The 25,775-nt window shown below is 66.5% G+C and carries 26 protein-coding genes; 16 read left to right on the top strand and 10 right to left on the bottom strand.

Annotated elements, in window-relative coordinates; all coding sequences use genetic code 11:
* The first annotated feature begins 53 nt into the window (after window positions 1–53).
* Window positions 54–1,511 carry a S41 family peptidase gene (locus TEP_RS17840; protein ID WP_132826169.1) on the top strand — a complete coding sequence of 486 codons (1,458 nt, stop codon included), beginning with the start codon at window positions 54–56 and terminating at the stop codon, window positions 1,509–1,511.
* An 86-nt stretch (window positions 1,512–1,597) separates the two neighbouring features.
* Here the strand turns inward: TEP_RS17840 and TEP_RS17835 are convergent, their stop codons facing one another.
* Window positions 1,598–2,290 carry a rhomboid family intramembrane serine protease gene (locus TEP_RS17835; RefSeq protein ID WP_025878304.1) on the bottom strand — a complete coding sequence of 231 codons (693 nt, stop codon included), beginning with the start codon at window positions 2,288–2,290 and terminating at the stop codon, window positions 1,598–1,600.
* 225 nt (window positions 2,291–2,515) lie between these two features.
* Here TEP_RS17835 and TEP_RS17830 point away from each other — a divergent pair, with 225 nt between their 5' ends.
* The 3 genes from TEP_RS17830 (at window position 2,516) to TEP_RS17820 (ending at window position 5,742) form a co-directional block, all read left to right on the top strand.
* Window positions 2,516–3,943, top strand: coding sequence for an outer membrane protein transport protein (locus TEP_RS17830; protein ID WP_132826168.1), 1,428 nt, complete (start codon window positions 2,516–2,518; stop codon window positions 3,941–3,943).
* A gap of 136 nt (window positions 3,944–4,079) precedes the next feature.
* A complete protein-coding gene (gene pnuC / locus TEP_RS17825) occupies window positions 4,080–4,688 on the top strand; it encodes a nicotinamide riboside transporter PnuC (protein ID WP_132826167.1) in 609 nt (202 codons plus the stop codon).
* Window positions 4,675–5,742 carry an AAA family ATPase gene (locus TEP_RS17820; protein WP_132826166.1) on the top strand — a complete coding sequence of 356 codons (1,068 nt, stop codon included), beginning with the start codon at window positions 4,675–4,677 and terminating at the stop codon, window positions 5,740–5,742. Before pnuC ends, TEP_RS17820 begins: the two co-directional genes overlap by 14 nt.
* An 89-nt stretch (window positions 5,743–5,831) precedes the next feature.
* Here the strand turns inward: TEP_RS17820 and putA are convergent, their stop codons facing one another.
* Window positions 5,832–9,050, bottom strand: coding sequence for a bifunctional proline dehydrogenase/L-glutamate gamma-semialdehyde dehydrogenase PutA (putA, locus tag TEP_RS17815; protein WP_132826165.1), 3,219 nt, complete (start codon window positions 9,048–9,050; stop codon window positions 5,832–5,834).
* Between the two features lie 273 nt (window positions 9,051–9,323).
* Here putA and TEP_RS17810 point away from each other — a divergent pair, with 273 nt between their 5' ends.
* From TEP_RS17810 to TEP_RS17785, 6 genes are all read left to right on the top strand, one after another.
* On the top strand, window positions 9,324–9,800 hold the full coding sequence (locus TEP_RS17810; RefSeq protein ID WP_093821024.1) for a DUF2244 domain-containing protein: 477 nt from the start codon (window positions 9,324–9,326) through the stop codon (window positions 9,798–9,800).
* Between the two features lie 11 nt (window positions 9,801–9,811).
* Entirely contained in the window at window positions 9,812–10,777 is a 966-nt protein-coding gene (gene coxB, locus TEP_RS17805; RefSeq protein WP_132826164.1) for a cytochrome c oxidase subunit II, read from the top strand.
* A 61-nt stretch (window positions 10,778–10,838) separates the two neighbouring features.
* Window positions 10,839–12,446: a cytochrome c oxidase subunit I gene (ctaD, locus tag TEP_RS17800; RefSeq protein WP_025878294.1), complete on the top strand. Its 1,608-nt coding sequence runs from the start codon at window positions 10,839–10,841 to the stop codon at window positions 12,444–12,446.
* Between the two features lie 8 nt (window positions 12,447–12,454).
* Window positions 12,455–12,652: a hypothetical protein gene (locus TEP_RS17795; RefSeq protein WP_049464333.1), complete on the top strand. Its 198-nt coding sequence runs from the start codon at window positions 12,455–12,457 to the stop codon at window positions 12,650–12,652.
* Window positions 12,649–13,239 carry a cytochrome c oxidase assembly protein gene (locus TEP_RS17790; protein ID WP_132826163.1) on the top strand — a complete coding sequence of 197 codons (591 nt, stop codon included), beginning with the start codon at window positions 12,649–12,651 and terminating at the stop codon, window positions 13,237–13,239. The genes TEP_RS17795 and TEP_RS17790 overlap by 4 nt, the downstream gene beginning before the upstream one ends.
* 14 nt (window positions 13,240–13,253) lie before the next feature.
* Entirely contained in the window at window positions 13,254–14,129 is an 876-nt protein-coding gene (locus TEP_RS17785) for a cytochrome c oxidase subunit 3 (RefSeq protein ID WP_025878291.1), read from the top strand.
* Between the two features lie 53 nt (window positions 14,130–14,182).
* Here the strand turns inward: TEP_RS17785 and TEP_RS17780 are convergent, their stop codons facing one another.
* Window positions 14,183–14,401, bottom strand: coding sequence for a twin transmembrane helix small protein (locus TEP_RS17780; RefSeq protein ID WP_010484233.1), 219 nt, complete (start codon window positions 14,399–14,401; stop codon window positions 14,183–14,185).
* Between the two features lie 57 nt (window positions 14,402–14,458).
* On the opposite strand from TEP_RS17780, the gene TEP_RS17775 reads away from it, so the two are divergent.
* From TEP_RS17775 to cyoE, 4 genes are read left to right on the top strand one after another with little or no spacing between them, the layout of a single operon-like run.
* Complete coding sequence (locus TEP_RS17775) at window positions 14,459–15,175, top strand: SURF1 family protein (protein WP_132826162.1); 717 nt, start codon at window positions 14,459–14,461, stop codon at window positions 15,173–15,175.
* A 50-nt stretch (window positions 15,176–15,225) separates the two neighbouring features.
* Window positions 15,226–15,795, top strand: a complete 570-nt coding sequence (locus tag TEP_RS17770) for a hypothetical protein (RefSeq protein ID WP_032975628.1) — start codon at window positions 15,226–15,228, stop codon at window positions 15,793–15,795.
* Between the two features lie 10 nt (window positions 15,796–15,805).
* Window positions 15,806–16,969 (top strand): COX15/CtaA family protein, encoded by a 1,164-nt coding sequence (locus tag TEP_RS17765; protein ID WP_132826161.1) that lies wholly within the window; start codon window positions 15,806–15,808, stop codon window positions 16,967–16,969.
* A gap of 4 nt (window positions 16,970–16,973) precedes the next feature.
* Window positions 16,974–17,867, top strand: a complete 894-nt coding sequence (gene cyoE / locus TEP_RS17760; RefSeq protein ID WP_132826160.1) for a heme o synthase — start codon at window positions 16,974–16,976, stop codon at window positions 17,865–17,867.
* 42 nt (window positions 17,868–17,909) lie between these two features.
* On the opposite strand, the gene TEP_RS17755 is transcribed toward cyoE, so the two are convergent.
* The 6 genes from TEP_RS17755 to rpsU all read right to left on the bottom strand — a co-directional run bounded on the left by TEP_RS17755 (window position 17,910) and on the right by rpsU (window position 23,112).
* Window positions 17,910–18,881, bottom strand: a complete 972-nt coding sequence (locus TEP_RS17755) for a bile acid:sodium symporter family protein (protein ID WP_132826159.1) — start codon at window positions 18,879–18,881, stop codon at window positions 17,910–17,912.
* A gap of 40 nt (window positions 18,882–18,921) precedes the next feature.
* Window positions 18,922–19,422: a protein tyrosine phosphatase family protein gene (locus tag TEP_RS17750; RefSeq protein ID WP_132826158.1), complete on the bottom strand. Its 501-nt coding sequence runs from the start codon at window positions 19,420–19,422 to the stop codon at window positions 18,922–18,924.
* 26 nt (window positions 19,423–19,448) lie between these two features.
* On the bottom strand, window positions 19,449–21,188 hold the full coding sequence (gene dnaG / locus TEP_RS17745) for a DNA primase (RefSeq protein WP_025878279.1): 1,740 nt from the start codon (window positions 21,186–21,188) through the stop codon (window positions 19,449–19,451).
* Between the two features lie 60 nt (window positions 21,189–21,248).
* Window positions 21,249–22,208 (bottom strand): YihY/virulence factor BrkB family protein, encoded by a 960-nt coding sequence (locus tag TEP_RS17740; RefSeq protein ID WP_051501539.1) that lies wholly within the window; start codon window positions 22,206–22,208, stop codon window positions 21,249–21,251.
* Between the two features lie 105 nt (window positions 22,209–22,313).
* Entirely contained in the window at window positions 22,314–22,757 is a 444-nt protein-coding gene (locus tag TEP_RS17735) for a GatB/YqeY domain-containing protein (protein WP_032975623.1), read from the bottom strand.
* 139 nt (window positions 22,758–22,896) lie between these two features.
* Window positions 22,897–23,112: a 30S ribosomal protein S21 gene (rpsU, locus tag TEP_RS17730; RefSeq protein ID WP_002808376.1), complete on the bottom strand. Its 216-nt coding sequence runs from the start codon at window positions 23,110–23,112 to the stop codon at window positions 22,897–22,899.
* 166 nt (window positions 23,113–23,278) lie between these two features.
* Here rpsU and tsaD point away from each other — a divergent pair, with 166 nt between their 5' ends.
* Window positions 23,279–24,304: a tRNA (adenosine(37)-N6)-threonylcarbamoyltransferase complex transferase subunit TsaD gene (gene tsaD / locus TEP_RS17725; RefSeq protein WP_049468546.1), complete on the top strand. Its 1,026-nt coding sequence runs from the start codon at window positions 23,279–23,281 to the stop codon at window positions 24,302–24,304.
* A 41-nt stretch (window positions 24,305–24,345) separates the two neighbouring features.
* Here the strand turns inward: tsaD and TEP_RS17720 are convergent, their stop codons facing one another.
* On the bottom strand, window positions 24,346–25,005 hold the full coding sequence (locus TEP_RS17720; protein ID WP_132826569.1) for a hypothetical protein: 660 nt from the start codon (window positions 25,003–25,005) through the stop codon (window positions 24,346–24,348).
* Window positions 25,006–25,370: 365 nt separating this feature from the next.
* Between TEP_RS17720 and folB the strand changes: the two genes are divergently transcribed.
* The gene (gene folB, locus TEP_RS17715; RefSeq protein WP_005415016.1) at window positions 25,371–25,724 is read left to right on the top strand and encodes a dihydroneopterin aldolase; all 354 of its coding nucleotides are present in this window, start codon (window positions 25,371–25,373) and stop codon (window positions 25,722–25,724) included.
* The last annotated feature ends 51 nt before the right edge of the window (window positions 25,725–25,775 follow it).

The following is a 25,775-nucleotide window of genomic DNA, read 5'->3' as shown; positions in this document are numbered from 1 at the left end:
CATAATCGGTGCATGTGCCTTGGGCACGATGCCATCGTCGACAGGAGTGATCCATGCGCGCAGCCCGTACCGCCACCCTCTTGCTGGCTCTGTTGCCGGCCCTGTCCTGGGCACAGCAGACCGCCCCGGTCCCGTTGAAGGAAACTCCCGGGAAGGCGGCAAGCAGCGAGGAGGCGGTGACCTCGAAGGTGCCGCTGGACGACATCCGGCGCTTCGTGGCCGTGTACAACGCGGTGCGCGCGGCCTATGTCGATCCGGTCGATGACAACAAGCTGATGCAGTCGGCGGTGCGCGGCCTGCTGCTCGACCTCGATCCGCACAGCACCTACTTCAACAAGGAAGATGCCGAGGCATTCGACGAACAGGCCAATGGCGCCTATGAAGGCATCGGCGTGGAGCTGCAGCAGCAGCCGGACAACGCCAGCATGAAGGTGATCTCGCCGATCGACGACACGCCGGCGGCCAAGGCCGGCATCCTCGCCGGCGACCTGATCATCGCCATCGATGGCAAGCCGATCAGCGCGATCGATGCCAGCGAACCGCTGCGCGGCCCGGCCGGCAGCAAGGTGGTGCTGACCATCGTCCGCGACGGCAGGCCCAAGCCCTTCGACGTCAGCCTGACCCGGCAGACGATCCGCGTGACCAGCGTGCGCAGCCGCCTGCTGGAACCGGGTTATGGCTACATCCGCCTGAGCACGTTCCAGGCCGACACCGGCTCTGATTTCCAGAAGCACCTGCAGCAGCTGCAGAAGCAGTCCGGCGGCAACCTCAAGGGGCTGGTGCTGGATCTGCGCAGCAATCCGGGTGGTCTGCTGACCGCTGCGGTGCAGGTGGCCGATGATCTGCTCGACAAGGGCAACATCGTCAGCACCCGCGGCCGCATCAGCATCAGCGATGCACGCTTCGACGCAACCCCGGGCGACCTGCTGAAGGGCGCGCCGGTGGTGGTGCTGGTCGATGCCGGTTCGGCCAGTGCATCGGAAGTGCTGGCCGGCGCACTGCGCGACAACCAGCGCGCGCGCGTGATCGGCAGCCGCACCTTCGGCAAGGGCTCGGTGCAGACCGTGCTGCCGCTGGACAACGGCGATTCGGTGAAGCTGACCACGGCGCGCTACTACACACCCAGCGGTAAATCGATCCAGGCCACCGGTATCGTGCCGGAAGTGGAACTGAAGGCAGCACCGCGTCCGGAAGACGAAGCATTGCCGGCCAGCCTGAGTGACTACAGTGAAGCGACGCTGCCGGGCCACCTGCGCGGTGACGAGGAAGGTACCGAGGGCTACCACGCAGGCGCCGTGTTGCCGGGCGATGGTCCGATCAACGATGCACTGGCCGAACTGAAGAACCCGGGTTCGGTTGCGGCGCGCTTGAAGGCAGAAGCTGCGAAGGCCGAAGCGGACAGGGCAGCAAAGGCCGCCGCCAAGCCTGCACCGAAGGCGGAGCCCAAGGCTGAAGCGAAGCCGGAAGCAAAGCCCGAAGCAAAGCCTGCAGAGATCCCGGCCAAGCCTTGATCGCGTAGCGTCGAGCCATGATCGACTGATGAGCGGACACCGCCCGACCATGGCTCGGGCGCTTCGCAGAATGCAGCAAGCGGACGCTAGAACCCGTGCCGCTTGCGCAGACGCCGCGCGATCGCCGCGCGTACGTACATGCCGTACACCACGCCGAACACGAAGCCCCCGATGTGCGCCCACCAGGCGACCATGCCGAAGGTCGGGCCGATGTAGGCGAACACCACCTGCAGCGCCGCCCACACACCAATCAGCAGGTAGGCCGGGGCGCGCACGAACTCCAGGAACAGCCCCAACGGGATCACCACGCCCAGTCGCGCGCCGGGGAACAGCGCCAGATAGGCACCGATCAAAGCCGACACCGCACCGCTGGCGCCGATGATGATCTGGTCCGGGCTGCCCATGGTGTAGATCGCGACCAGGTTGGAGATCGCCCCGCCCACCAGGAACAGCAGCAGCAACCGCCACGGGCCCAGCACCCGCTCGGCGGGCAGGCCGAAGATCAGCAGGAACACCAGGTTGCCCAGCAGGTGCGACCAGTCGGCGTGCAGGAACAGGGCGGTGAACAGGCGCAGCACGCTGCCGTCCTGCAGCGTGGCCCACCAGTCCAGCGGGTGGGTCAGGCCGGTGGACAGGGCGCCCCAGTCCAGCCACAGGCTTCCGCGGGCATCGTCCGGGCGCGAGATCGACCACAGGAATGCCAGCCACAGTGCCGCAAACAGCACGGGTGTAGCCCAGCGCAGGGTCGCCTTCTTGCGCGAGGGGAGGGAGACAAACATGGCACTAGCCTAGCGTGCGGGCGCTTTGGCGGGGAGGGAGCCTGTTCAGCTTTTGCGACGAAGAAAGCGCCAGCGCTGTTATTGTTTCATTAACGGCTCTGGGTAATACTCGCATACGGCGTCGTATGTCGGGAGGGGAATCCGGCGCGCTTCGAAAGGCCATCCGGCCTGACGGGCGCAGGCGCACTTAGAGCACCATCACCGCTTACCGGAGAGAGAACTACGATGCAAACTGCTTCCACCATTGCCCGCCTGACCCTGCTGGCCGTCGGCGTTGCCGGTGCGCTGGCCGCCGCCGACGCCAATGCCGCCGCCTTCCAGCTGAAGGAAAACAGCGCCAAGGGCCTGGGCCGCGCCTTCGCTGGTTCCACCTCGACCGAAGGCGACGCCTCGGTCATCGCCACCAACCCGGCCTCCATGCGCCTGCTCGACGGCACCGTGGTGCAGGGCGATGTCAGCGCCATCAGCTTCGGCGCCAAGTTCCGCGGCGAAGGCCGCTACAGTAACGGCGCGCCGATTTCCGGCGGCAACGGCGGCGACGCCGGCATGATCGCCCCGGTTCCGGCGGCCTATTTCCACGTCCCGTTCGGCGAAAACGACAACATGCATTTCGGCGTGTCGCTGACCGTGCCGTTCGGCTTCAAGACCGAATACGACCGCGACTGGGTCGGCCGCTACAACGGCGTCAAGACCGAGCTGCAGGCCATCGACCTGGGTGCGGCGTTCTCCTATGACGTCAACCCGTACCTGTCGTTCGGTGCGTCGGTCTTCGCTGAGCGCCTGAATGTCGACCTGACCAGTGTCGTCGACGGCGGTACCGCCATCAACGCCAGCGCCCAGCGCACCGCTGCCGCGCGCGTCCTGGCGGCCGGTGGCACCCAGGCCCAGGCAGCGGCGGCTTCGCAGGCCGCGGCCCGTCAGGCCGCCCAGCTCGGCTTCTCGCCCGGCACCGCTGATGGCTACCTGCGCATCAAGGGTGACGAGGTGTCCGTCGGCTACACCCTGGGTATGACCGTCACCCCGGTGGAAGGCACCAACATCGCTTTCAGCTACCGCTCGGAAGTCGAGCACAAGATCACCGACGGCAAGGCTGATTTCACCATGACGCCGGCTGCGGAGGCGTTCCTGCGCCAGGCCGCTCCGGGCACCTTCGTCGACAGCAATGGCCGGGCGACCATCACGCTGCCGGCCAGCGCGACGGTTGGCTTCACCCACCGCGTGAACGACCAGTGGCAGATCATGGCCGAAGTCACCCGCACGGCCTGGAGCAAGTTCGATGAAGTGCGCGTCGACTACGACTCCAACCAGCCCGACAGCGTGCTGCCGTTCCACTACCGCGACACCACCTTCGCGTCGATCGGTACCGATTATCGCGTGAACGACAAGCTGACCCTGCGTGGCGGCCTGGCCTATGACCAGACCCCGACCACCGACGCCCACCGCGACGTGCGCGTGCCGGACACCACCCGCAAGTGGCTGTCGCTGGGCATGACCTACGCCGCGTCGGACAAGATGGAATACAGCGTGGGCTACACCCACCTGTTCACCAAGGATCCGAATATCAGCTCGACCTCGGCCACGGCCAACACCGTGACCGGCAAGTACAAGGTCAGCGGCGACGTGCTGGCTGCGTCGATGCAGTACAAGTTCTGATTCCGGCGATTGCCTGAAGCAGTACATGGAGGGCCCCGCGCAAGCGGGGCCTTTCCATTTTCGGGGACGCATCCACGCATGGCGTGGATCTACTGGCTCAATCCCGCGGGGCGTGGATCTACGCGACAATAGCGCGATGAACCTGTCCGACCCGAACTTCCAGCTGGAGCTGGCTGCCAATATCGCCGTCGCCGGCTCGATCCTGCTGGCCGGCCGCAACAACGTGCATACGTGGTGGCTGGGGATCGTCGGCTGCGCCTTGTTCGCCGCCGTGTTCGAGCGCTCGCACCTGTACGCGGACATGGTCCTGCAGTTCTTCTTCGTGGTCATCAGCGTGCTCGGTTGGTGGCAGTGGCTGCGTGGTGACCATGGCGCGCCGTTGCCCATCACCCGCTTGCCAGCACGCGCGTGGAGCTGGCTGCTGCCGTTGGCGGTGCTGGCGACCTTCGGTTACGGCTGGATGCTGACCCGGCTGACCAATGCGTATGCGCCCTACATCGACTCGGCGGTGCTGGTGCTGAGCGTGATCGCACAGATCCTGATGATGCGGCGCAAGCTGGAATCGTGGTGGGTGTGGCTGCTGGTCAACACCATCGCGGTGCCGCTGTACTACAGCCGCGGGCTGCACCTGACCTCGATCCTGTACGTCGGTTTCTGGATCAACGCGCTGGTGGCGCTGCGTCACTGGCGGCACCTGATGCGCGCCGAAGCGGATACGGGCGGGGCGAGCGATGGCATTGCCTGAGCGGGTACCGCGCGGGTTGGTGGTCGGCAAGTTCTGCCCGTTGCATCTCGGCCATGAGCGCCTGATCGAATTTGCTTCTGCCCGCTGCACCCAGCTGCTGGTGATCGGCTGGTCGCAGCCGGGCTTTGCCGGCTACAGCGCGGCGCGGCGCGAGCGTTGGCTGCGCGCGCGCTTCCCGCAGGCGACGGTGGCGGTGCTGGATGATGCGCGGCTGGCGGCGTTGTGCAGGCAACAGGGTGTTCCCGTACGTGCGCTGCCGCAGGACAAGGACAGTGAGCAGGTGCAACGCGCGTTCACCGCATGGCTGTGCGTGGCGTTGTTTGGCGGACCGGTGCAGGCTGTTTTCACCGGCGAAGACTACGGCGATGGTTTCGCTGCAGCCCTGGCGCAGCATTTCAATGCGCCGGTGCAGCACCATCGGCTGGAGCGTTCGACCGACATCGGTCAGGCCAGTGGTACCGAACTGCGCGCCGATCCGCATGCGCATCGACAGGGCCTGAGCCGGTCGGTCTATGCCGACCATGTGCAGCGGGTGGCCTTCATCGGCGGTGAGTCCACGGGCAAGAGCACGCTGGCGCGGGTGCTGGCCGAGCGGCTGGGTACGGCATGGGTGCCGGAGTTCGGGCGTACGTTGTGGGAGCAGCAGGGCGGCGAGCTGCAGGCGCAGGATCTGCTGCGCATCGCTGCGACCCAGCTGCAGCACGAGGACCAGGCTGCGCAGTATGCGCATCGCTGGGTGTTCTGCGATACCACGCCGTTGGTGACGCTGGGCTACAGCGGCTGGATGTTCGGCACTGCGCCAGAACCACTGCAGCGGGCCGCGGCGCGTGCGTACGACCTGCTGTTCCTGTGCGCCCCGGATATCCCGTTCGAGCAGGATGGGACGCGTGTGGGCGAGGAATTCCGCATGCGCCAACACACGTGGTATCTGCAGCAGTTGCAGGCGCGAGGAGTGGCGTACGTGCTGCTGGAAGGCGACCTGGAGATGCGTATCGCGCGGGTGCTGGAGGAATTGGTGAGGCGTGCGGACAACCGGTTCAGTGTGGTGGCGTGATGGTCGCCGGGCATGGCCCGGCGCTACCGCAACCGTACAAAAAACCCCCGCTTTCGGGGGGTTTTTCGTTTACTGCATGACGCCTGGGATCAGTCGCCCAGGGTCAGCAGCGAGGCGTTGCCGCCGGCCGCGGTGGTGTTCACCGTCACCGTCTTTTCGGTGGCAAAGCGCAGCAGGTAGTGGGGGCCGCCGGCCTTGGGGCCGGTGCCGGACAGGCCCTGGCCGCCGAACGGCTGCACGCCGACCACCGCACCGATCTGGTTGCGGTTGACGTAGACGTTGCCGACGTGGACGCCGTTGCTGATGCGGTCGACCGTTTCGTCGATGCGCGAATGCACACCCAGGGTCAGGCCATAACCGGTGGCGTTGATCTGGTCGATCACCGCGTCGAGCTGGTCGCCCTTCCAGCGGATCACGTGCAGGACCGGCCCGAAGATTTCCTTCTGCAGCTGGCCCAGGTCCTTCAGCTCGTACGCACGCGGTGCGAAGAAGGTGCCGTTGGCCGCTTCGGCGGACAGCTCGGCCGCAGCGATCAGGCGCGCTTCGCGGTCCATGCGCGCGGCGTGGTCCTGCAGGGTCTTCAGTGCATCGGCGTCGATCACCGGGCCGACGTCGGTGGACAGCAGGCCGGGGTTGCCGACCTTCAGTTCCTTCATCGCACCGGCCAGCATGGTCATCACCTTGTCGGCGATGTCGTCCTGCACGAACAGCACACGCGCGGCCGAGCAGCGCTGGCCGGCCGAGGTGAAGGCCGAACCGATCGCGTCCTTGACCAGCTGTTCCGGCAGTGCCGAGGAGTCGGCGATGAAGGCGTTCTGACCGCCGGTTTCGGCGATCAGCACGCCGATGGCGGCATCACGTGCAGCCATCGCGCGGTTGATCGCACGGGCCGTGTCGGTGGAGCCGGTGAAGGCCACGCCGGCCACGCGCGGGTCGGCGGTCAGCGCAGCACCGACGGTGGCGCCATCGCCCGGCAGGTACTGCACCACGTCAGCCGGCACGCCGGCATCGTGCAGCAGCTTCACTGCGTAGTAGCCGATCAGGTTGGTCTGCTCGGCCGGCTTGGCGATCACGCTGTTGCCGGCGGCCAGTGCGGCAGCCACCTGGCCCAGGAAGATCGCCAGCGGGAAGTTCCACGGGCTGATGCAGACGAACACGCCGCGGCCATGCAGCTGCAGTTCGTTGGATTCACCGGTCGGGCTGGGCAGCTTCTCGGCGTGGCTGAACTGCTCGCGTGCCTGCTTGGCGTAGTAGCGCAGGAAATCCACGGCTTCGCGTACTTCGGCGATGCCGTCGGGCAGGCTCTTGCCGGCTTCCTTCACGCACAGCGCCATGAACTCGGGCATGCGCGCTTCCAGCTGGTCGGCGGCGTGCTCGAGGATGGCGGCGCGGCTGGCGGCTGGGGTGCGGTTCCAGCCCGGCTGCGCAGCCACGGCATTGGCCAGCGCCTTCTGCACGATGGCGGCATCGGCGGCCTGCCACTGGCCGACCACTTCACGGGTGTCGGCCGGGTTGGTCACCGGCAGCGAGGCACCGGTCGGGTTCGCGCCGGGCACCAGCGGTGCGGCCTGCCAGGGGTTCACTGCAGCGTTGAGCTGCTCGGCCAGGGCGCGCAGTTCGTTGTCGTTGGCGAGGTTGGCGCCCATGGAGTTCTTCCTGTCGTGGTTCTGGCTGCGCAGCAGGTCAACCGGCAGCGGGATCTTGGGATGCGGAATCGATTCGAACGAGGACACCATCTCGACCGGATCGCGGACCAGGTCGGCGATCGGCACGCGCTCGTCGGTGATGCGGTTGACGAAGCTGGAGTTGGCGCCGTTTTCCAGCAGGCGACGCACCAGGTACGGCAGCAGGTCTTCATGCGAGCCGACCGGCGCGTACACGCGGCAGGGCAGGCCAAGGCGATCGGCCGGCACTACTTCGGCGTACAGGTCATCGCCCATGCCGTGCAGCTTCTGGTGCTCGTAGACGCCGCCGTTGGCGATGCTGCGCACTGCGGCGATGGTGTGCGCGTTGTGCGTGGCGAACATCGGGTAGATCGCGTCGGCATGGGTGAACAGGCGCTTGGCACACGCCAGGTAGGACACGTCGGTGTTCTGCTTGCGGGTGAACACCGGGTAGCCGGCATAGCCTTCGATCTGCGCACGCTTGATCTCGGCGTCCCAGTAGGCACCCTTGACCAGGCGCACCTGCAGGCGACGACCGGCGCGGCGCGCCATGTCGGCCAGGTGGTCGATCGTGTACGGCGTACGCTTCTGGTAAGCCTGCACGACCACGCCGAAGCCATCCCAGCCGGCCAGCGAGGCATCGCCGAACACCTGCTCGATGATGTCCAGCGACAATTCCAGGCGATCGGACTCTTCGGCGTCGACGGTGCAGCCGATGCCGTAGCTCTTGGCCAGCTGCGCCAGTTCCAGCACGCCGGGGACCAGGTCCTTCAGCACGCGCGCGCGCTTGGCGTGCTCGTAGCGCGGGTACAGCGCCGACAGCTTGATCGAGATGCCCGGTGCGTTGTTGACGTCGCCATCGGCACGGCCACCGCGTGCCTTGTGGTCACCGCCGATGGCGTGGATCGCACGACGGTAGTCTTCCAGGTAACGCAGGGCGTCCTTCATGGTCAGCGCGCCTTCGCCGAGCATGTCGAACGAGTAGCGGTAGCTGGCGCTGTCGCCCTTGTGCGAGCGTGCCAGCGCTTCGCCGATGGTGCGGCCCATGACGAACTGGTGGCCCATGATCTTCATCGCCTGGCGCACGGCCAGGCGTACCACCGGCTCACCGACGCGGCCGACCAGGCGCTTGAACGCGCTGGGCGCATCGGCGCGGGTGGCGTCGTTCATCTGCACCAGCTTGCCGGTCAGCATCAGGCCCCAGGTGGAGGCGTTTACCAGCACCGAGTCGCTGCCGCCCAGGTGCTTTTCCCAGTCGGCATCGGCCAGCTTGTCGCGGATCAGTTTGTCGGCGGTCTCCTGGTCCGGAATGCGCAGCAGCGCTTCGGCCACGCACATCAGCAGCACGCCTTCCTCGCTGCCCAGGTCGTACTGGCGCATGAAGGCTTCGATCGCGCCCTGGTCCTTGGCGCGCACACGCACGCGGGCGACCAGGTCGGCGGCCAGCGCCTGCACCCTGGCCTGCTCGTCGGCCGGCAGGCGTGCCTGCTCCAGCAGTTCGCGCACATGGCTGGCCTCGTCCTTCAGCCAGGCATCGGTGATGGCCTGGCGGAACGGGTTGGGGGACGCCGGCAGTTCCGGCGACAGCAGCGCCGAGGGACGCGGGGCGTCGCTGGCGGCAAGGGGAGAGGAGGGTGCGTTCATGCCGGTCCGGCCAGTGGAAAACTTGGCGATTTTAATCATTTTTTCGACTTCAGGAAGGCCCGCGCAGCCACCTTCATGAATGCTGATAGCCACTAGCGGTGGTGGATTCAGCGTGTTCAGCAAAGTCGGGCCTTTTTGTGCCGAATTCGTCATTCATGCCGCTGGGCCCATGCTGTATTGCAGCATCGGAAAAAGTGTGAATGCACCCTTGCTACCGGCGAGAGGGCAGGGCTACCATCGAGACGTTTCCCGCGGCAGGAACGCGGTTGCGACATGATCGAGGTGCTTACAGCTCCGGATGGGTCAGGTACGCAGCTGCGACTGCGTCCCCCACGGGCGCTCGATGCCCGGCAGTTCGTCCTGTTGTTTGCTGTGTTGTCGGGAGTGATGTGGCTGGTGTCCGCCTTCGGGTGGGTGGCCGGCAATGCATTCGCCCCCCTGTTCGCGCTGCTGTACAGCCTGTTGCTGGCAGCTGCGTTGCGCGCGTTGTGGCGCAGTGGTGAACGGCAGGAGGAAATCCGGGTAGTGCCGGCGTGCGTGGAGGTCATCCCCGTGCCCGGTGGATCGCCGGTGTTCCGGGCTCATCCGCATTGGGTGCGCCTGCTCACCGACGATGCGAGGGTCCGGTTGGCATCCAGCGGCCGGCAGGTGGAGGTGGGGAGTTTCCTCGCGCCGGCCGAACGTCAAACGCTTGTTGAAACGCTTGAAGATTTGCTCGCCGCCAGCGATGGCGGCAACCGACGACGCTAAGGGTCTAGGCAATGAAGCAAAGCAGAGGGTGGGGCACGAAGTGCGTTGCAATGGCCGCCGCGATGGGGGCCCTGCTGTCGATGCCGGGGACGGCGCTGGCCCAGGCGGCCGATCCAAAACCGTGGCAGCTGAACATGGGCAAGGGGGTGACCCAGACCTCGCGCCTGGCCTGGGAATCGAACAACCTTTCGCTGATCGTCTGTACGGTGATCGGCGTAATCGTGTTCGGTGCGATGGCCTACGCGATGTTCAAGTTCCGCAAGTCCAAGGGTGCGGTCGCTGCCACGTTCAGCCACAACACCAAGGCCGAAGTCATCTGGACGGTGATCCCGGTGATCATCCTGGTGGTGATGGCGTGGCCGGCCACGGCCAACCTGATCAAGATGTACGACACCCGCGATGCCGAGATGACGGTCAAGGTCACCGGCTACCAGTGGATGTGGAAGTACGAGTACCTGGGCGAGAACGTGACCTTCACCAGCCGCCTGGACCGCGAGTCCGACCGCATGCGGCAGAGTGGCAAGGTGCCGACCCGCGAGAGCCATCCGCACTACCTGCTGGATGTCGACAACCGGCTGGTACTGCCGGTGGACACCAAGGTGCGCTTCGTCATCACCTCCGACGATGTGATCCACGCCTGGTGGGTGCCGGCGCTGGGCTGGAAGCAGGACGCCATTCCCGGCTTCATCAACGAAGCCTGGACCAGCATCGAGCAGCCCGGCGTCTACCGCGGCCAGTGCGCGGAGCTGTGCGGCAAGGACCATGGCTTCATGCCGATCGTGGTCGAGGCGGTGTCCAAGGAAGAATTCAAGCAGTGGCTGGCGCAGCGCAAACCGGCGCCTGCACCGGCAGCCCCTGCCGCGCCCGCCGAACCCACCGCGCCCACCGCACCTGCCAGTGAAACGCCGGCACAGCCGGCGGCACCGGCAGCCGCCGAGGCCGGCAACACGCCTGCGGCGGCGGCCAGCGGAGCCTGATGTAACTGCCCGCGGCCGTATCGCGGCTGCGGCGACAACCGATCCTGAGAGGTGTTTTGCAATGGCGCACTCGGCAGTTGGGCACGACGATCACCATCACCCGCAGAGCTTCTTCGAGCGTTGGTTCTTCTCGACCAACCACAAGGACATCGGCACGCTGTACCTGGGTTTCAGCTTCATCATGTTCGTCATCGGCGCGTTCATGAGCGTGCTGATCCGCCTGGAACTGGCCCAGCCCGGCATCCAGTACATCCGTCCGGAAATCTTCAACCAGCTGACCACCGTACACGCGCTGGTGATGATCTTCGGCGGGGTGATGCCGGCCTTCGTCGGCCTGGCCAACTGGATGATCCCACTGCAGATCGGCGCGCCGGACATGGCGCTGCCGCGCATGAACAACTGGTCGTTCTGGCTGTTGCCGGTGGCCTTCAGCCTGCTGTTGCTGACCTTCCTGCTGCCCGGTGGCGCGCCGGCCGGTGGCTGGACGCTGTACCCGCCGCTGTCGCTGCAGGGCGGCTACAACGTGGCGTTCACCGTGTTCGCCATCCACGTGGCCGGCATCAGTTCGATCATGGGCGCGATCAACATCATCGCCACGGTGCTGAACATGCGCGCGCCCGGCATCGACCTGCTGAAGATGCCGATCTTCTGCTGGGCCTGGCTGATCACCGCGTTCCTGCTGATCGCGGTGATGCCGGTGCTGGCCGGTGCGGTGACGATGCTGCTGACCGACAAGTTCTTCGGCACCAGCTTCTTCAATGCGGCCGGTGGTGGCGACCCGGTGATGTTCCAGCACATCTTCTGGTTCTTCGGCCATCCCGAGGTCTACATCATGATCCTGCCCGCCTTCGGCGTGGTCAGCGAGATCATCCCGACCTTCAGCCGCAAGCCGCTGTTCGGCTACCAGGCGATGGTCTACGCCACCGCCGCGATCGCGTTCCTGTCGTTCATCGTCTGGGCCCACCACATGTTCACCGTGGGCATGCCGCTGGGCGGTGAGATCTACTTCATGTTCGCCACCATGCTGATCTCGATCCCGACCGGGGTGAAGGTGTTCAACTGGGTCAGCACGATGTGGCGCGGTTCGCTGACGTTCGAAGCCCCCATGCTGTGGTCGGTGGCGTTCGTCATCCTGTTCACCATCGGTGGGTTCTCCGGCCTGATGCTGGCGATCGTGGCCGCCGACTTCCAGTATCACGACACCTACTTCGTGGTCGCCCACTTCCACTACGTGCTGGTGACCGGCGCGGTGTTCGCGCTGATCGCGGCGGTGTACTACTGGTGGCCGAAGTGGACCGGGCGCATGTACAGCGAGAAGTGGGCCAAGGTGCACTTCTGGTGGTCGATCGTGTTCGTCAACCTGCTGTTCTTCCCGCAGCATTTCCTGGGCCTGGCCGGCATGCCGCGCCGCATCCCCGATTACTCGGTGGCGTTCGCCGACTGGAACCTGATCAGCTCGATCGGTGCGTTCGGCATGTTCGCCACGCCGTTCATGATGGCTGCGATCCTGCTGTCCTCGCTGCGCAACGGCGAGAAGGCCGAGGCCCGCTCCTGGGAAGGCGCCCGCGGCCTGGAGTGGACGCTGCCGTCGCCGGCACCGGCGCACACCTTCACCACGCCGCCGACCATCCGCCCGGGTGACCTGGCCCACGACGATATCGGTCATTGAGGTGATGGATGCATAACGAGAGCCCGATCACCCCGGCCAGAGCCGAGCCACGCGTGGCCGCAAGCGCATCGCCAGGCCAGCGGCCGGGCACCGCGCCGCTTTATGCGGAGCAGCGCCAGCGCGCCAAGCGCACCGCGCTGTGGGTGGGCGCGATCGCCGTGCTGGTGTACGTCGGCTTCATCCTCAGCGGCGTGATCGGTCGATGAGCGAAACACCGGCCACCGCTCCGTCACGCAGCGCCGGCCTGCCGCGCCTGATCGGCGTTGCGGTGGTGGTGTTCCTGCTGACGTTCTCGCTGGTACCGCTGTATCGCATCGCCTGCGAGAAGGTATTCGGCGTGCGCCTGGAACGTGGCCCGGGCAACGAAGCCAGTACCGGTGCTGCCACCGGCAAGCGCACCGTGCGGGTGGAATTCGATGGTGGCGTCAATTCGCGGCTGCCGTGGTCGTTCCATCCCGAGCAGCTGACCATGGATGTGGTGCCTGGCGAGCTCAACGAGGCGCTGTACTTCGCCCGCAACGACAGCCAGCAGGCCGTGGTCGGCAGCGCGGTGCCGTCGGTGGCGCCGGCACGCGCCTCCGGGTTCTTCAGCAAGACCGAGTGCTTCTGCTTCACTGCGCAGACCCTGCAGGCCGGCGAGAAGCGTGACATGCCGGTGCGCTTCATCGTCGACCCGGACCTGCCACCGGAAATCCGCACGATCACCTTGTCCTACACCTTCTACCGCAACGATGCGTTGTCCGATCGGCTGGCGCCCGCCGCCACGTCGGAAGGCGCCCACGCTGCTCCCTGACCCGGATACCGACCATGGCCCAGACACCTACCGACGCCAACGTGTACTTCGTCCCGGCCCAGAGCAAGTGGCCGTTCGTCGGTTCCATCGCGATGATGGTGACCATGGTCGGCGTGGCCAGTTGGCTCAATGACGCCAGCTGGGGCCGCTGGACCTTCTACATCGGCGTGGCGATGCTGGTGCTGACCCTGTTCTGGTGGTTCAGCGATGTGGTGCGCGAGTCGCAGGCCGGCAACTACAACCGGCAGGTGGATGGTTCGTTCCGGATGGGAATGGTCTGGTTCATCTTCTCCGAAGTGATGTTCTTCGGTGCCTTCTTCGGTGCCCTGTTCTACACCCGCCACCTCGGCCTGTCGTGGTTGAGCGGCGAAGGGCGCGGGGTGATGACCAACGAGCTGCTATGGCAGGGCTACTCGGCCGGCTGGCCGACCAATGGCCCGGCAGCGATCGGTGGCGCGTTCCAGACGATCCCCGCCTGGGGCCTGCCGCTGATCAATACGCTGATCCTGCTGACCTCGGGCGTGACCCTGACCATCGCCCACCATGCGCTGAAGGCGGGCAACCGCCGCCAGCTCTTGATCTGGCTGGGCCTGACCGTGCTGCTCGGCCTGGGCTTCCTGACCCTGCAGGCCGAGGAGTACATCCACGCCTACAAGGAACTGAACCTGACGCTCGGCTCGGGCATCTACGGTTCGACCTTCTTCATGCTGACCGGCTTCCACGGCGCACACGTGCTGCTGGGCACGATCATGCTGATCGTGATGTGGCTGCGGTCGGCGAAGGGACACTTCACCCGCGACAATCATTTCGGCTTTGAAGCGGCCGCGTGGTATTGGCACTTCGTCGACGTGGTGTGGCTGATGCTGTTCCTGTTCGTCTACGTGCTTTGACCGCGCAGGCGTCGGCAGCGTCAGCCGCCGGCGCTGCCTGGCCTGATGGAGCGTCAGCCGCCGATGCCGTGCGGTTTGATCCAGCCCATGTAGATGCTCACGATCACCAGTACGATCAACGCCACCGACACTCCGATGCGGCGGGTCAGTGCATTGACCGTGCGCTTGGTCTGGCCGCGGTCCACCAGCAGGTAATACAGGCCGGCGCCCAGATTCCAGACGATGACGATCAGAAACGCGATTACCAGCAGGGTCTTCAGCGAATCACTCATGCGCGGCTCGAGGGCAGGGTGGATGTGCCTATCTGACCGCGTTTGCGCGGACTTGTCATGATGCGCCAGCACACGCGCCTGATCGGCTGGCTGATGGCGTTGCTGGCGATGGCCGGATTCACCCTGCTGGGGCTGTGGCAGCTGCAGCGGATGCAGGCCAAGCAGGCGTTGCTGGATGCACAGGGGCCAGCCGTGGCGCAGGCGCTGCCGTTGGCGCAGGCGCTGGCGGCGCAGGGCGCGCTGCATGGCGTGGCCGATCACGGTCGCTTCCTGCCGGGCGTGGTGCTGCTGGACAACCAGACCCGCCACGGCCGCGCCGGAGTGAAGATCTATCGTCCGTTCCGCAGCGATGCGGGCAGCGTGTTGCTGGTGGACCTGGGTTGGCGCGCGCTGCCGCCGGACCGCAGGTTGCCGGTGGTGCCGGCACCGCCGTCACCGGTGGCCGTGCGAGGCCTGCTGGCGCCGCCCCCTTCGTCCGGGCTGGCGCTGGGGCCGGCGTTCACTACCACCGATGTTGCAGGGCGCTGGCTGGCCAGTCGCCTTCCCGCCGATGGCCTGGCTGCGGCACTGGGCCTGCCATCGTTGCCCGAGCGCGTGCTGCGGCTGGACCCGGCGCTGCCGTTCGGCGATGAGCGCGATCTCGACCTGCTGCCGAACACGCTGCCGCCGCAGCGCCACCTGGGTTACGCCGTGCAGTGGTTCGGGCTGGCGCTGACCGTGCTGGTGGTGGCGCTGCTACTGGAATGGCGCAGAAGACGGCCCGTTGCCCGGTAGTGCCGGCCGCTGGCCGGCATCCCTTTCCCAACCATGAGAAAATGCCCTGAATGAACACTGCTACCTCCCCGCAGGCGCGCGGCAACGGCCGCCGGACCCTGGTGCTGCTGTTCGCCGTTTTCTTCGGGGCGATGGCGCTGGCCGCCCTCCTGCGTTTCTCCGGTTGGCAGCCGACCGCGCACCGCAACAGCGGGCAATTGCTGAAGCCGCCGGTGGATCTGCGCCAGCAACCGCCAACGCTGGCCAATGGCGCAGCCTACCCCTGGAATCCCGAGGCGCGCACGTGGCGCCTGCTGGTGGCCCCGGCCGGTGCCTGCGACGCGCAGTGCGTCACTTTGTCGCAGGGACTGGGCAAGGTGTGGCAGCTGTTCGGCCATAACGCCGATAATGTCGAGATCCTGTGGCTGGGAACGCCACCGGCGTCGATCGCCTCGCTGCCCGCGCTGCGGCCGCTGGCCCCGTCGCCAGCCCTGCGCGCGGCGCTGCCCGGCGTCGATGATCCGGCGGGTCTGCCGGTCTACGTGATCGATCCGAACGGCTTCGTGATCATGCGTCATGCCCCCGGGAGCGATCTCGGCGGTCTGCGCAAGGACATGGCCACGTTGCTGAAACTGAAGTGAGTCCCGTTTGATGAGCCTTTCCGCGCGTCCGGCGCTGCACCGCAATTTCCACCGCCTGGCGTGGTTCGCCATGATCATGACCGCGAGCACGATCATGTTCGGTGCCTTCGTGCGCCTGTCCGATGCCGGCCTGAGCTGCCCGGACTGGCCGACCTGCTATGGGCAGGCAACCTGGCCGCAGCACGTGGAAGAGACCATCGGCCACCCGGCAGCGGAGATCCGTCCGCTGGAAACACACAAGGCCTGGCGGGAGCAGGTGCACCGCTTCCTGGCCGGCGCGCTCGGCATCGAGATCCTGACCCTGGCCCTGCTGGCCACGCGCAAGCGGCGTTTCGGAAGCACGGCGGTGGTTACCGCCTGCGTGCTGGTGGCCGCGGGCATACCGCTGTACATGATGGGCTGGCATGAAACCGCCAGCGCGCTGGCGCTGGTCGGTGAGGCCATCCTGCTGATCGCGGCGCTGCGCTGGAGCAACATCGACCTGGCGCGCGCTGCGCTGCTGACATTGGCGGTGGTGATCTTCCAGGCCCTGCTGGGCATGTGGACGGTGACCCTGCTGCTCAAGCCGATCGTGGTGATGGGCCATCTGCTGGGCGGCATGCTGATGTTCGGCCTGCTGGTGTGGATGGCCTGGCGTGCCACGCACATGCCGATCACCCTGGCCGAGGCGCCGAAGCTGAAGTGGCTGCTGCGCATTGGCGTGGCGGTGCTGGTCACCCAGATCGCGCTCGGTGGCTGGGTCAGCGCCAACTACGCGGCGCTGGCCTGCGGCGGCGGCAGCGCCTCGCTGGACAACTTCCCGCGCTGTGCCAACCAGTGGTGGCCACAGCACAACTTCGCCGAGGGCTTCACCCTGTGGCGCGGTATCGGTGTGGATTACGAAGGCGGCGTGCTCGACGGTGCCTCGCGCATCGCCATCCAGATGGCCCACCGCCTGTTTGCCATCGTCGTTGCCGTTTACCTCCTGTGGCTGGGCCTGCGCCTGTTCCGGCTGCCGAGCATGCGCGGCTGGGCTTCGGCCCTGGTCGCGCTGCTGGTGCTGCAGGTCACCCTCGGCATCCTCAACGTGAAGCTGGCGCTGCCGCTGGAAGTGGCAGTGGCGCACAACGGCGTTGCCGTTGCCCTGTTGTTCGTATTGGTCAGCCTGCTGGCCCGCCTGCGTGCCCCGGACTGATCCCATGTTTTCCAACTATCGCCAGTACTGGGATCTGACCAAGCCCAAGGTCGTCGCCCTCATCGTCTTCACCGCACTGGTCGGCATGGTCCTGGCCATTCCCGGCGTGCCCAGCTGGGAGCAGGTGCGTGCCGGCGTGCTCGGCTTCCTCGGCATCTGGCTTGCCGCGTCCGCCGCTGCAGCCATCAACCAGCTGCTGGATGCGCACATCGACGCGCAGATGGCGCGCACCTCGTGGCGTCCGCTGGTGGTGGGCAAGGTCAAGCCGTGGCAGGTGCTGGTGTTCGCCGGCGTGCTGATCGTGCTGTCGATGGCGATCCTGGTGCTGTGGGTGAACTGGATCACCGCGGTGCTGACCTTCGCGTCGCTGATCGGCTATGCGGTGATCTACACCGTCTACCTGAAACGTGCGACCTCGCAGAACATCGTCATCGGTGGTCTGGCCGGTGCGATGCCGCCGATGCTGGGGTGGGCCGCGGTGACCGGCATGCAGGGTCAGTCGGACTGGGCGTACTCGTCGCTGCTGGTGCTGATCATCTTCATCTGGACGCCGCCGCACTTCTGGGCGCTGGCGATCTTCCGTCGCGAGGATTACGCCAAGGCGGAAATCCCGATGCTGCCGGTCACCCATGGCGTGGTGCACACCCGCAAGCAGATCATGGCGTACTCGGTGGTGCTGGCGCTGGTCTGCCTGCTGCCGTACCTGGTTGGCATGAGCGGAGCGTTCTACCTGGGCGGGGCGATCGTGCTCAACGCGGTGTTCCTCTGGTACGCCTGGCGCATGCTCAACCCGCCGGACGAGCTGTTCTCCATGAAGATGTTCAGTTACTCCATCGTCTACCTGATGGCGCTGTTCGCCTTCCTGCTGGTGGACCACTGGATCCTGCCCTGGTTGTAGCGGGCGGAGCCGCCGGGCATGGCCCGGCGATGCTCCGCAGCGTCAGGGCTTGCGCCGCGCGTATCTCTGCGCGATCACGCCGCAGACGATCAGCTGGATCTGGTGGTAGATCATCACCGGCAGCACGATCGCGCCGAGGCTGCCGCCGGCGAACAGCACCTTGGCGATCGGAACGCCGGTGGCCAGGCTCTTCTTCGAGCCGCAGAACACGATGGCGATCTCGTCTTCGCGGTTGAAGCGCAGGCGGCGGGCGATGAAGGTGATCAGCGGCATCGCGATGCCCAGCAGCACCGCCGCCACCACCGCCACCGCGAACAGCGACAGCAGCGGCGTTTTGCTCCACAACCCCTCGGTAACCGCTTCGCCGAATGCCGAGTACACCACCAGCAGGATCGTGGCCTGGTCGGTGTAGCGCAGCAGCGCGCGCTGCTTCTCCACCCAGCCGGCGATCCACGGGCGCAGCAGGTGGCCGGCCACGAACGGCACCAGCAGCTGCAGCATGATGCCGCCGATGGCATGCAGCGGGTCGTGCACGCCGCCGGAGGTACCGGCCAGCGCGGTCAGCAGCAGGGGCGTGAGGAACACGCCGAGGATGCTCGACAGCGAAGCACTGCACACGGCCGCCGGCACGTTGCCGCGCGCCATCGAAGTGAACGCGATGGAGGACTGCACGGTGGAGGGCAGGGTGCACAGGAACAGCACGCCCAGGTACAGCTCAGGCGTCAGCAGCCAGCCTGACAACGGCTTGAACAACAGCCCCAGCAGCGGGAAAAGGATGAAGGTGCAGGCGAGGATCGTCAGGTGCAGGCGCCAGTGCAGCATGCCGCCGATGATCGATTCGCGCGGCAGGCGCGCGCCGTGCAGGAAGAACAGCGCTGCGATGGCGACGGTGGTGACATCGTCGAGCACCAGGGCGGCGGCGCCTTTCATCGGCAGCAGCGAGGCCAGGCCGACGGTGCATAACAGGGCGAGGGTGAAGTTGTCCGGTCGCAGGCGCGACCACCAGCGGGTCATGGTGGATGGGCTCCTTGGTGCGGGGGGATTACCCCGGGAATCAGGGGGTGGGAGAAGGGATCGCCAGACGCTCGCGGGTGGCTGCTTCCAACGACTTCAGGCCGGCTCGCTGGCCCAGCTGCAGCGCCTGTTCCGGGCTGGCGTGTTCGTAGCGTGCGTTGACCAGGCCGAGCACGGCACCGGCGCGGTTGCCGGAAGCGCAGTGCAGCAGCACCGGCCCGTGGCTCTGCTGCAGCGCTTGGTGCACGGCGCGCACATTGGCGGCATCCAGGCCCTCGGCACCGGCCACAGGAATGCGTACATAGCGCAGGCCCAGCGCTTCGGCCTCGCGTGTTTCATCGAAGCCGCGATCTTCGTCGGGTTGGCGCAGGTCGATCACCGTGCGCACGCCTTGTGCAGCCAGTTGGCGCAGTTGCGGGGCCGTGGGCTGGCCGCCGGCGTAGAGGCCGGGCCGGACTTCAGCAAGGGCGGGGTCCGCAGCCCAGGCCGGCAGGATCGGGCAGAGCGACAACAACAGCAGGCAGGTCAGGCGCAGCAGCATGCTCTCTCCGGGGATGTGTTCTGCCGCTACAGGCGCAGATTGGCGCGTGCCTTCAGCAGCTCGCGCATCTCGTACTTGTCAGTATCGTCCAGACCCTGTTGTCGCTGCTTGGCGTTGAGGTCATCGATCCGCTGGAACAGCAACTGCTTCTCCAGCTGGCCGACCGCATCATGCAGTTCCACCGTCCACATCGCTTCATCGCCCGCCAGCGTCTGCGCGGCCAAGGTGTGCAGCGAGGCCTGTTCTTCGCGGCCGTCGAAATGCTCCAGCAGGGCGCCGGTACTGATGTCCGGGCGCTGTTCGACCAAGCCCAGCAGTTCCAGCAGCAACTCCACGCCGGGCAGGCGCAGGCCCTGGAAGTGGTGCTTGCCGCCCAGGGTCAGGGCCAGCGATGGCTGCTGCAGCAGGACGGCAATCGCACCGCGCACCAGGCTGCGCTTGGCCGCCGGCTGGATCGTGCGCGGAGCGGCGCGTTGCGGCATCTGCGGCCGGCCCGCCTGCGCGTTGCCGCCCAGGCCGGTCAGCTGCGCCAACTGCTGCTTCATCAGGTCGCCGAAGGCACCATCGGGAATCTGCGCCAGCATCGGCTTGGCGCGCTCGGCCAGCCGTGCCTTGCCGTCCAGCGTGCCCAGGTTGATCTCGCGGGTCAGCTCGTCGAAGAAGAACTGCGACAGCGGCGTGGCCTGCTTCAAGCGTTCGTCGAAGGCCTCGGCGCCTTCCTTGCGCACGATGCTGTCCGGGTCTTCGCCGTCGGGCAGGAACAGGAAGAAGGCCTGGCGGCCGTCCTTCATGCGTGGCAGCACCGATTCCAGCGCCTTCCAGCCGGCGCGGCGGCCGGCGGCGTCGCCATCGAAGCAGAAGAACACGTCCGGCGCGTTGCGGAACAGCAGCTCGGCATGGTCCGGCGTGGTTGCCGTGCCCAGCGTCGCCACCGCTTGGGTGACGCCGAACTGGAACAGCGAGACCACGTCCATGTAGCCCTCGACCACGATCAAGCGCTCGATCTTCTGGTTGGCCTGGCGCACCTGCCACAGGCCGTACAGCTCGCGGCCCTTGTGGAACAGCGCGGTCTCGGGCGAGTTGAGGTACTTGGGGCCGTCGTCCTTCTCGAACACGCGCCCGCCGAAGGCGATCACCCGGCCACGGCGGTCGAAGATCGGGAACATCACCCGGTCGCGGAACTTGTCGTAGACGTGGCCGCGGTCGTTCTTGGAGAACAGGCCAGCGCGGTCGAGCAGCTTCATCCGCCGCTCGTCCTTGCCCAGTGCGTCGCGCAGGCCGCTGTAGCCATCAGGTGCATAGCCGATCTGGAAGCGTGCGCGGTTCTCTTCATCCACGCCGCGGCCATCGAGGTAGCTGCGGGCTTTCTCGCTGCCTTCCAGGTTCTTCTGGAAGAACTTGGTTGCCGCGTCCAGCGCGGAGTACAGCTCGCGGCTGTCATCCTGCTGTTGGGCGCTGCGCGGGTTCTCGCTGCGCGGCACTTCCATGCCGGCACGCTTGGCCAGTTCATCCACCGCGTCGAGGAATTCGAGGCGGTCGTAGTTCATCAGGAAGCTGATGGCCGTGCCGTGCGCGCCGCAGCCGAAGCAGTGATAGAACTGCTTGGTCGGCGAGACGGTGAAGGAGGCCGAGCGTTCGTCATGGAACGGGCAGCGCGCGGCGTACTCCTTGCCCTGGCGCTTCAACGGCACGCGGCTGCCCACCACCTCGACGATGTCGGAGCGGGCCAGCAGGTCGTCGATGAAAGCGTCGGGGATACGGGCCATGGGCAACGAGGCAGGGCGCGGCGGCAGCCACGCGGAAGGGGGAAGTCAGTCCCCCCTAGTTTACCCCTTGCCGGCCACGTTCCCGGGCGCGTTCGCCGCAGTGCCAGGGTCGATGCCGGCAGCGAGCAGATGATGGCGTGCGCGCAGGCGTTCATCGATCACCGCGGTCATCAGCGCGCCGACGAAGAAGACCACGGTGGCGTAGTAGATCCAGACCAGCGAGATCACCAGCGCACCCATCGAGCCGTAAGCGCTGCCCGGTGCGACGGTGGCGATGTACACGCCGATGCCATAGCGGCCGAGCGCGAACAGTGCCGAGGTGATGAGGCCGCCGATGAAGGCCTGGCGCCACGCCACGCGCCGGTCCGGCAGGTAGTGATACATGAAGGCGAAGCCGACCGCGTACAGCAGCAGGCTGGTCAGGTAGCCGATGGCCGGCAGGATCGAGGGCAGCTGCGCAAAGGCCACCTGCAGCACGGTGGTGGCGGTCATCGACAGGATCAGCAGGAAGCCCAGCGCCAGCACCACGCCGAAGGAGAACACGCGCTTGCGCAGCCAGGCCTTGATGCCCTCCAGGCGTTCGCCGCTGGTGCGGAAGATCAGGTTCAGTGCGTTCTGCAGCTGGGCAAACACCGCAGTGGCGCCAACGAACAGCAACAGCGTGCTCCACAGCCCGGCCAGCGATCCGACGTCGGGCTGGTTGTCGGCATTCTTCAGCACGGTTTCGGCCACGGTCGCGGCACTGCTGCCGGCCACCGAGCTGATCTGGTCGACCAGGGCCTGCTGTGCCGGCGGATACAGCGAGGCGGTCAGCCACAGCAGCAGCACCAGCAGCGGCGCCATCGACAGCAGGGCATAGAAGGAAACCGAGGCGGCCTGGGTCAGCACGTCGATTTCGACGAAGCGCTTGACGACGGCCATCGGGAAACTGTCCTGCAGGCGCTTGATGTACTTGTGCAGGGACGCGGGGCCGCCGTGCGGCGCGCGGTCTTCGGGGGCGTGGGACGTTGGATCAACCATGCCGGAGTTGTAGCAGCACCACGTCGAAGACGCGGTGAAGCAGGTGCGCAGGAGCGCGTCCCGCAGTCCCTTCGCAGTGCGGAAGGGACCCGGGTCTGGCGTTGCTTACGACAGCGCCTGCTTGACCAGCTTGGATACCAGGCCCATGTCGGCCTGGCCGGCCAGCTTGGGCTTCAGCGCGCCCATCAGCTTGCCCATGTCGGCCGCGCTGCTGGCGCCGGTTTCGGCGATGGCCGCCTGGATGGCCGCGACGATCTCGGCTTCGCCCATCTTGGCCGGCAGGTAGGCTTCGATCACCACGATTTCGGCGCGCTCGATTGCCGCCAGGTCTTCGCGGTTGGCCGCTTCAAACTGGCTGACCGAGTCCTTGCGCTGCTTGACCATCTTGTCGAGCACGGCGATCACGGCGGTGTCGTCGAGCTCGATGCGCTCGTCGACTTCCTTCTGCTTGATGGCGGCGTTGATCAGGCGGATGACGCCCAGCTTGTGCTTCTCGCCGCCCTTCATGGCGGCCTTCATGTCTTCGGTGAGCTGCTGCTTCATGCTCATGACGAACCTCGTGGTGGTAGTGGGGCAGGGCGGATGCCCGGGCCCGGGCCCGGAAACGCAAAAAGCCGGCGACGCTCGCGCGTGCCGGCTTCGACTCCATCGCGGCAGGGAATGCCCACCGCAATGAAGATGCGTCCGATCAGTACAGGCGCTGACGCTTGGTGACGTCGCGCGACGAGCGGCGCAGCTGACGCTTCACAGCAGCGGCGGCCTTGCGCTTGCGCTCCTGGGTCGGCTTTTCGTAGAACTCGCGCTTGCGGGTTTCGGCCAGCACACCGGCCTTTTCGCAAGTGCGCTTGAAGCGGCGAAGAGCAAACTCAAAGGGTTCGTTCTCGCGGACTTTGACGCTGGGCATGGAATCTCCGGGACACAGTAGAACCGGGTCACGCCCGGCGAGCCGCACATTATAGTGGCGAATAAACAAACTGCAAGCCACAAATCCTGAATAGGGGCAAGTTGTTGGATTGCAGTGAGGCCTGTCAGTTCCCCGAGGGGTTGGCAGGGGCGTCATAATAGCAGGCATGCGAGTCCTTGGCATTGAATCTTCCTGTGACGAGACCGGCGTGGCGGTGTATGACACCGACCTGGCCGGCAGCGCTGCCCTGCGCGCCCATGCGGTCTACAGCCAGATCGCCCTGCACGCCGAGTACGGCGGTGTGGTGCCTGAGCTGGCCAGCCGTGACCACGTGCGCAAGCTGCTGCCGTTGATCCGGCAGACGCTGGCCGAGGCCGGGCTCGGCGTGAACGACATCGACGGGGTGGCCTACACCGCCGGCCCCGGCCTGGTCGGGGCGCTGCTGGTGGGCGCCGGCGTGGCCCGGTCGCTGGCCTGGGCGCTGGAGGTTCCCGCCGTGGGCGTGCACCACATGGAAGGTCATCTGTTGGCGCCGCTGATGGAAGACGATCCGCCGCAGGCCCCGTTCGTGGCCCTGCTGGTGTCCGGTGGCCATACCCAGCTGGTGGCCGTCGATGCCATCGGCCAGTACCGGCTGCTGGGCGAAACCCTGGACGACGCCGCAGGCGAAGCCTTCGACAAGACCGCCAAGATGATGGGCCTGCCATACCCGGGCGGGCCGCAGCTGGCCGCGCTGGCCGAGCAGGGCACGCCGGGCGTCTACCGCTTCACGCGGCCGATGACCGACCGCCCGGGCCTGGATTTCAGCTTCTCCGGCCTGAAGACCCAGGTCCTGATGGCCTGGCGCGACAGCGACCAGAGCGAGCAGACCCGCGCCGACATCGCGCGTGGCTTTGAAGACGCCGTGGTCGAGACCCTGTGCATCAAGTGCGAACGCGCGCTGGAAGCGGCCGGCACCAATGTGATCGTGGTGGCCGGCGGCGTGGGTGCGAACAAGCGCCTGCGCGCCCGCCTGCAGCAGATGGCCGAGCGCCTCGGCGGCCGCGCCTGCTTCCCGCGGCCGGCGTTGTGCACCGACAACGGCGCGATGATCGCCTTCGCCGGCGCGCTGCGCCTGCTGGCGGGACAGCACAGCCCGCCGAAGGTGGACGTCACCCCGCGTTGGGACATGGCGACGCTGCCGGCGGTGTGAGCCCCGCAACCGGTAGCGCCGGGCCACGCCCGGCGGACGCATCATGGGCGCCCTGCCAACGGCGACGCCGCCAATACCGTCGTCACCCGTTCATGACGCTGCAGCCATGCCAGCGTGTGCGGGCACCGGGCGTGGATCAGCCGGCCGATCGCGGCCAGGTCGGCGCCGATGTCGCGCTCAAGGATCGGTTCGTGGTGGGCGATGCGGTTGCGCAGGTGGCGGATGCGTCCGATATCTGCGTGGATGGCTTTCCTGGTGACACTGGGATGGGCCGAAGGCGCATGGCGTAGAACGCCGCTGAGCGCTGGTATCCACAGCGAAGCGTCGAAGCGGCAGGTGAAGAGCTGCTGCCAGAAAACCATCGGCAGGTTGGCGACGATCTCGGGCGTGTCGGTGGTACGGCCGGTGACCAGTTCCAGTGCGGTTCTCGCCGAAGCGGATGAAGATGCCGGCAACCTGCGTCGGAAGGCATCATTCCACGGCCATCGAGGCCCATGTTGCCGGGCCAGCGCCGATGCGGCTGCGTTGCGGACGACCACTTCGCACAGATGCACCGGCATCATCAGCGCACCGCACATCCGCATGTTCCACAGGTACAGGGATTCGGCGGTGACACCCGGGTTGCAGGCCGATGCAATTCTCTCGTAGGTCGACAGGCGCTCCGCTGACAGAGCGCGCCTCAATGCATCGTATGCAGCCATCGTGATGTGCGGTGGTGAAGGAAGGGTCGATGCTGGCCAGAGACGGCGGCGATCACCATCGGGGAACGCCGTTGCCTGCGTGACCGATTTCCTGTGTTTCGGCTCGGGCGAATTCCGTGAGCTGCTTTGTCGCAATTGGCCTTGACCGGCGATTGGGACCTTGCCTAACCTCAGTGCCTGCGCCACCGGGACCCGCGGCTTGAGAAAGCTCCCCCCGGGGACAAAACGGTAGTACCAAAGGGCCCCGCTAGCAGGGCCCTTTGTCTTTTCCAGACCTTGCGAATGCCCGGCGACCCGCCTCCGTTCCGGGCAGGCTCACTGCCGTCCCGTTACCATGGCCGCCTGTTTTCCGGCTGGTAACCGCAATGGACAAGGTTTTCATCGAAGGGCTGACGATCGACGCCCTGATCGGCATCTACGATTGGGAACGACGGATCCGCCAGGACCTGGTGTTCGACCTGGAAATGGGCTTCGACAATCGTCGCCCCGCAGCCACCGATGACATCGCCCACACCCTGAACTACAAAGCGGTGAGCAAGCGCCTGGAGCAGTTCGTGCGCGAGTCGGAATTCGGCTTGGTCGAGACCCTGGCCGAGCGCTGCGCGCAGATCGTGCTGGACGAATTCGACGTGAAGTGGCTGCGCCTGAAGCTGAGCAAGCCCGGGGCGGTGCGCGGTGCACGTGCGGTCGGCGTGATCATCGAACGTTCGCGGGACTGATCCGGTAGTGCCGGCCGCTGGCCGGCAACCTCAACAGCAATGAAGAAGGAG

It is taken from the genome of Stenotrophomonas sp. TEPEL, from assembly GCF_004348785.1.
GTDB classification, from domain to species: domain Bacteria; phylum Pseudomonadota; class Gammaproteobacteria; order Xanthomonadales; family Xanthomonadaceae; genus Stenotrophomonas; species Stenotrophomonas indicatrix.
Note: the sequence above shows the minus strand (reverse complement) of the source record. Positions and strands in the feature narration are given on the sequence as shown.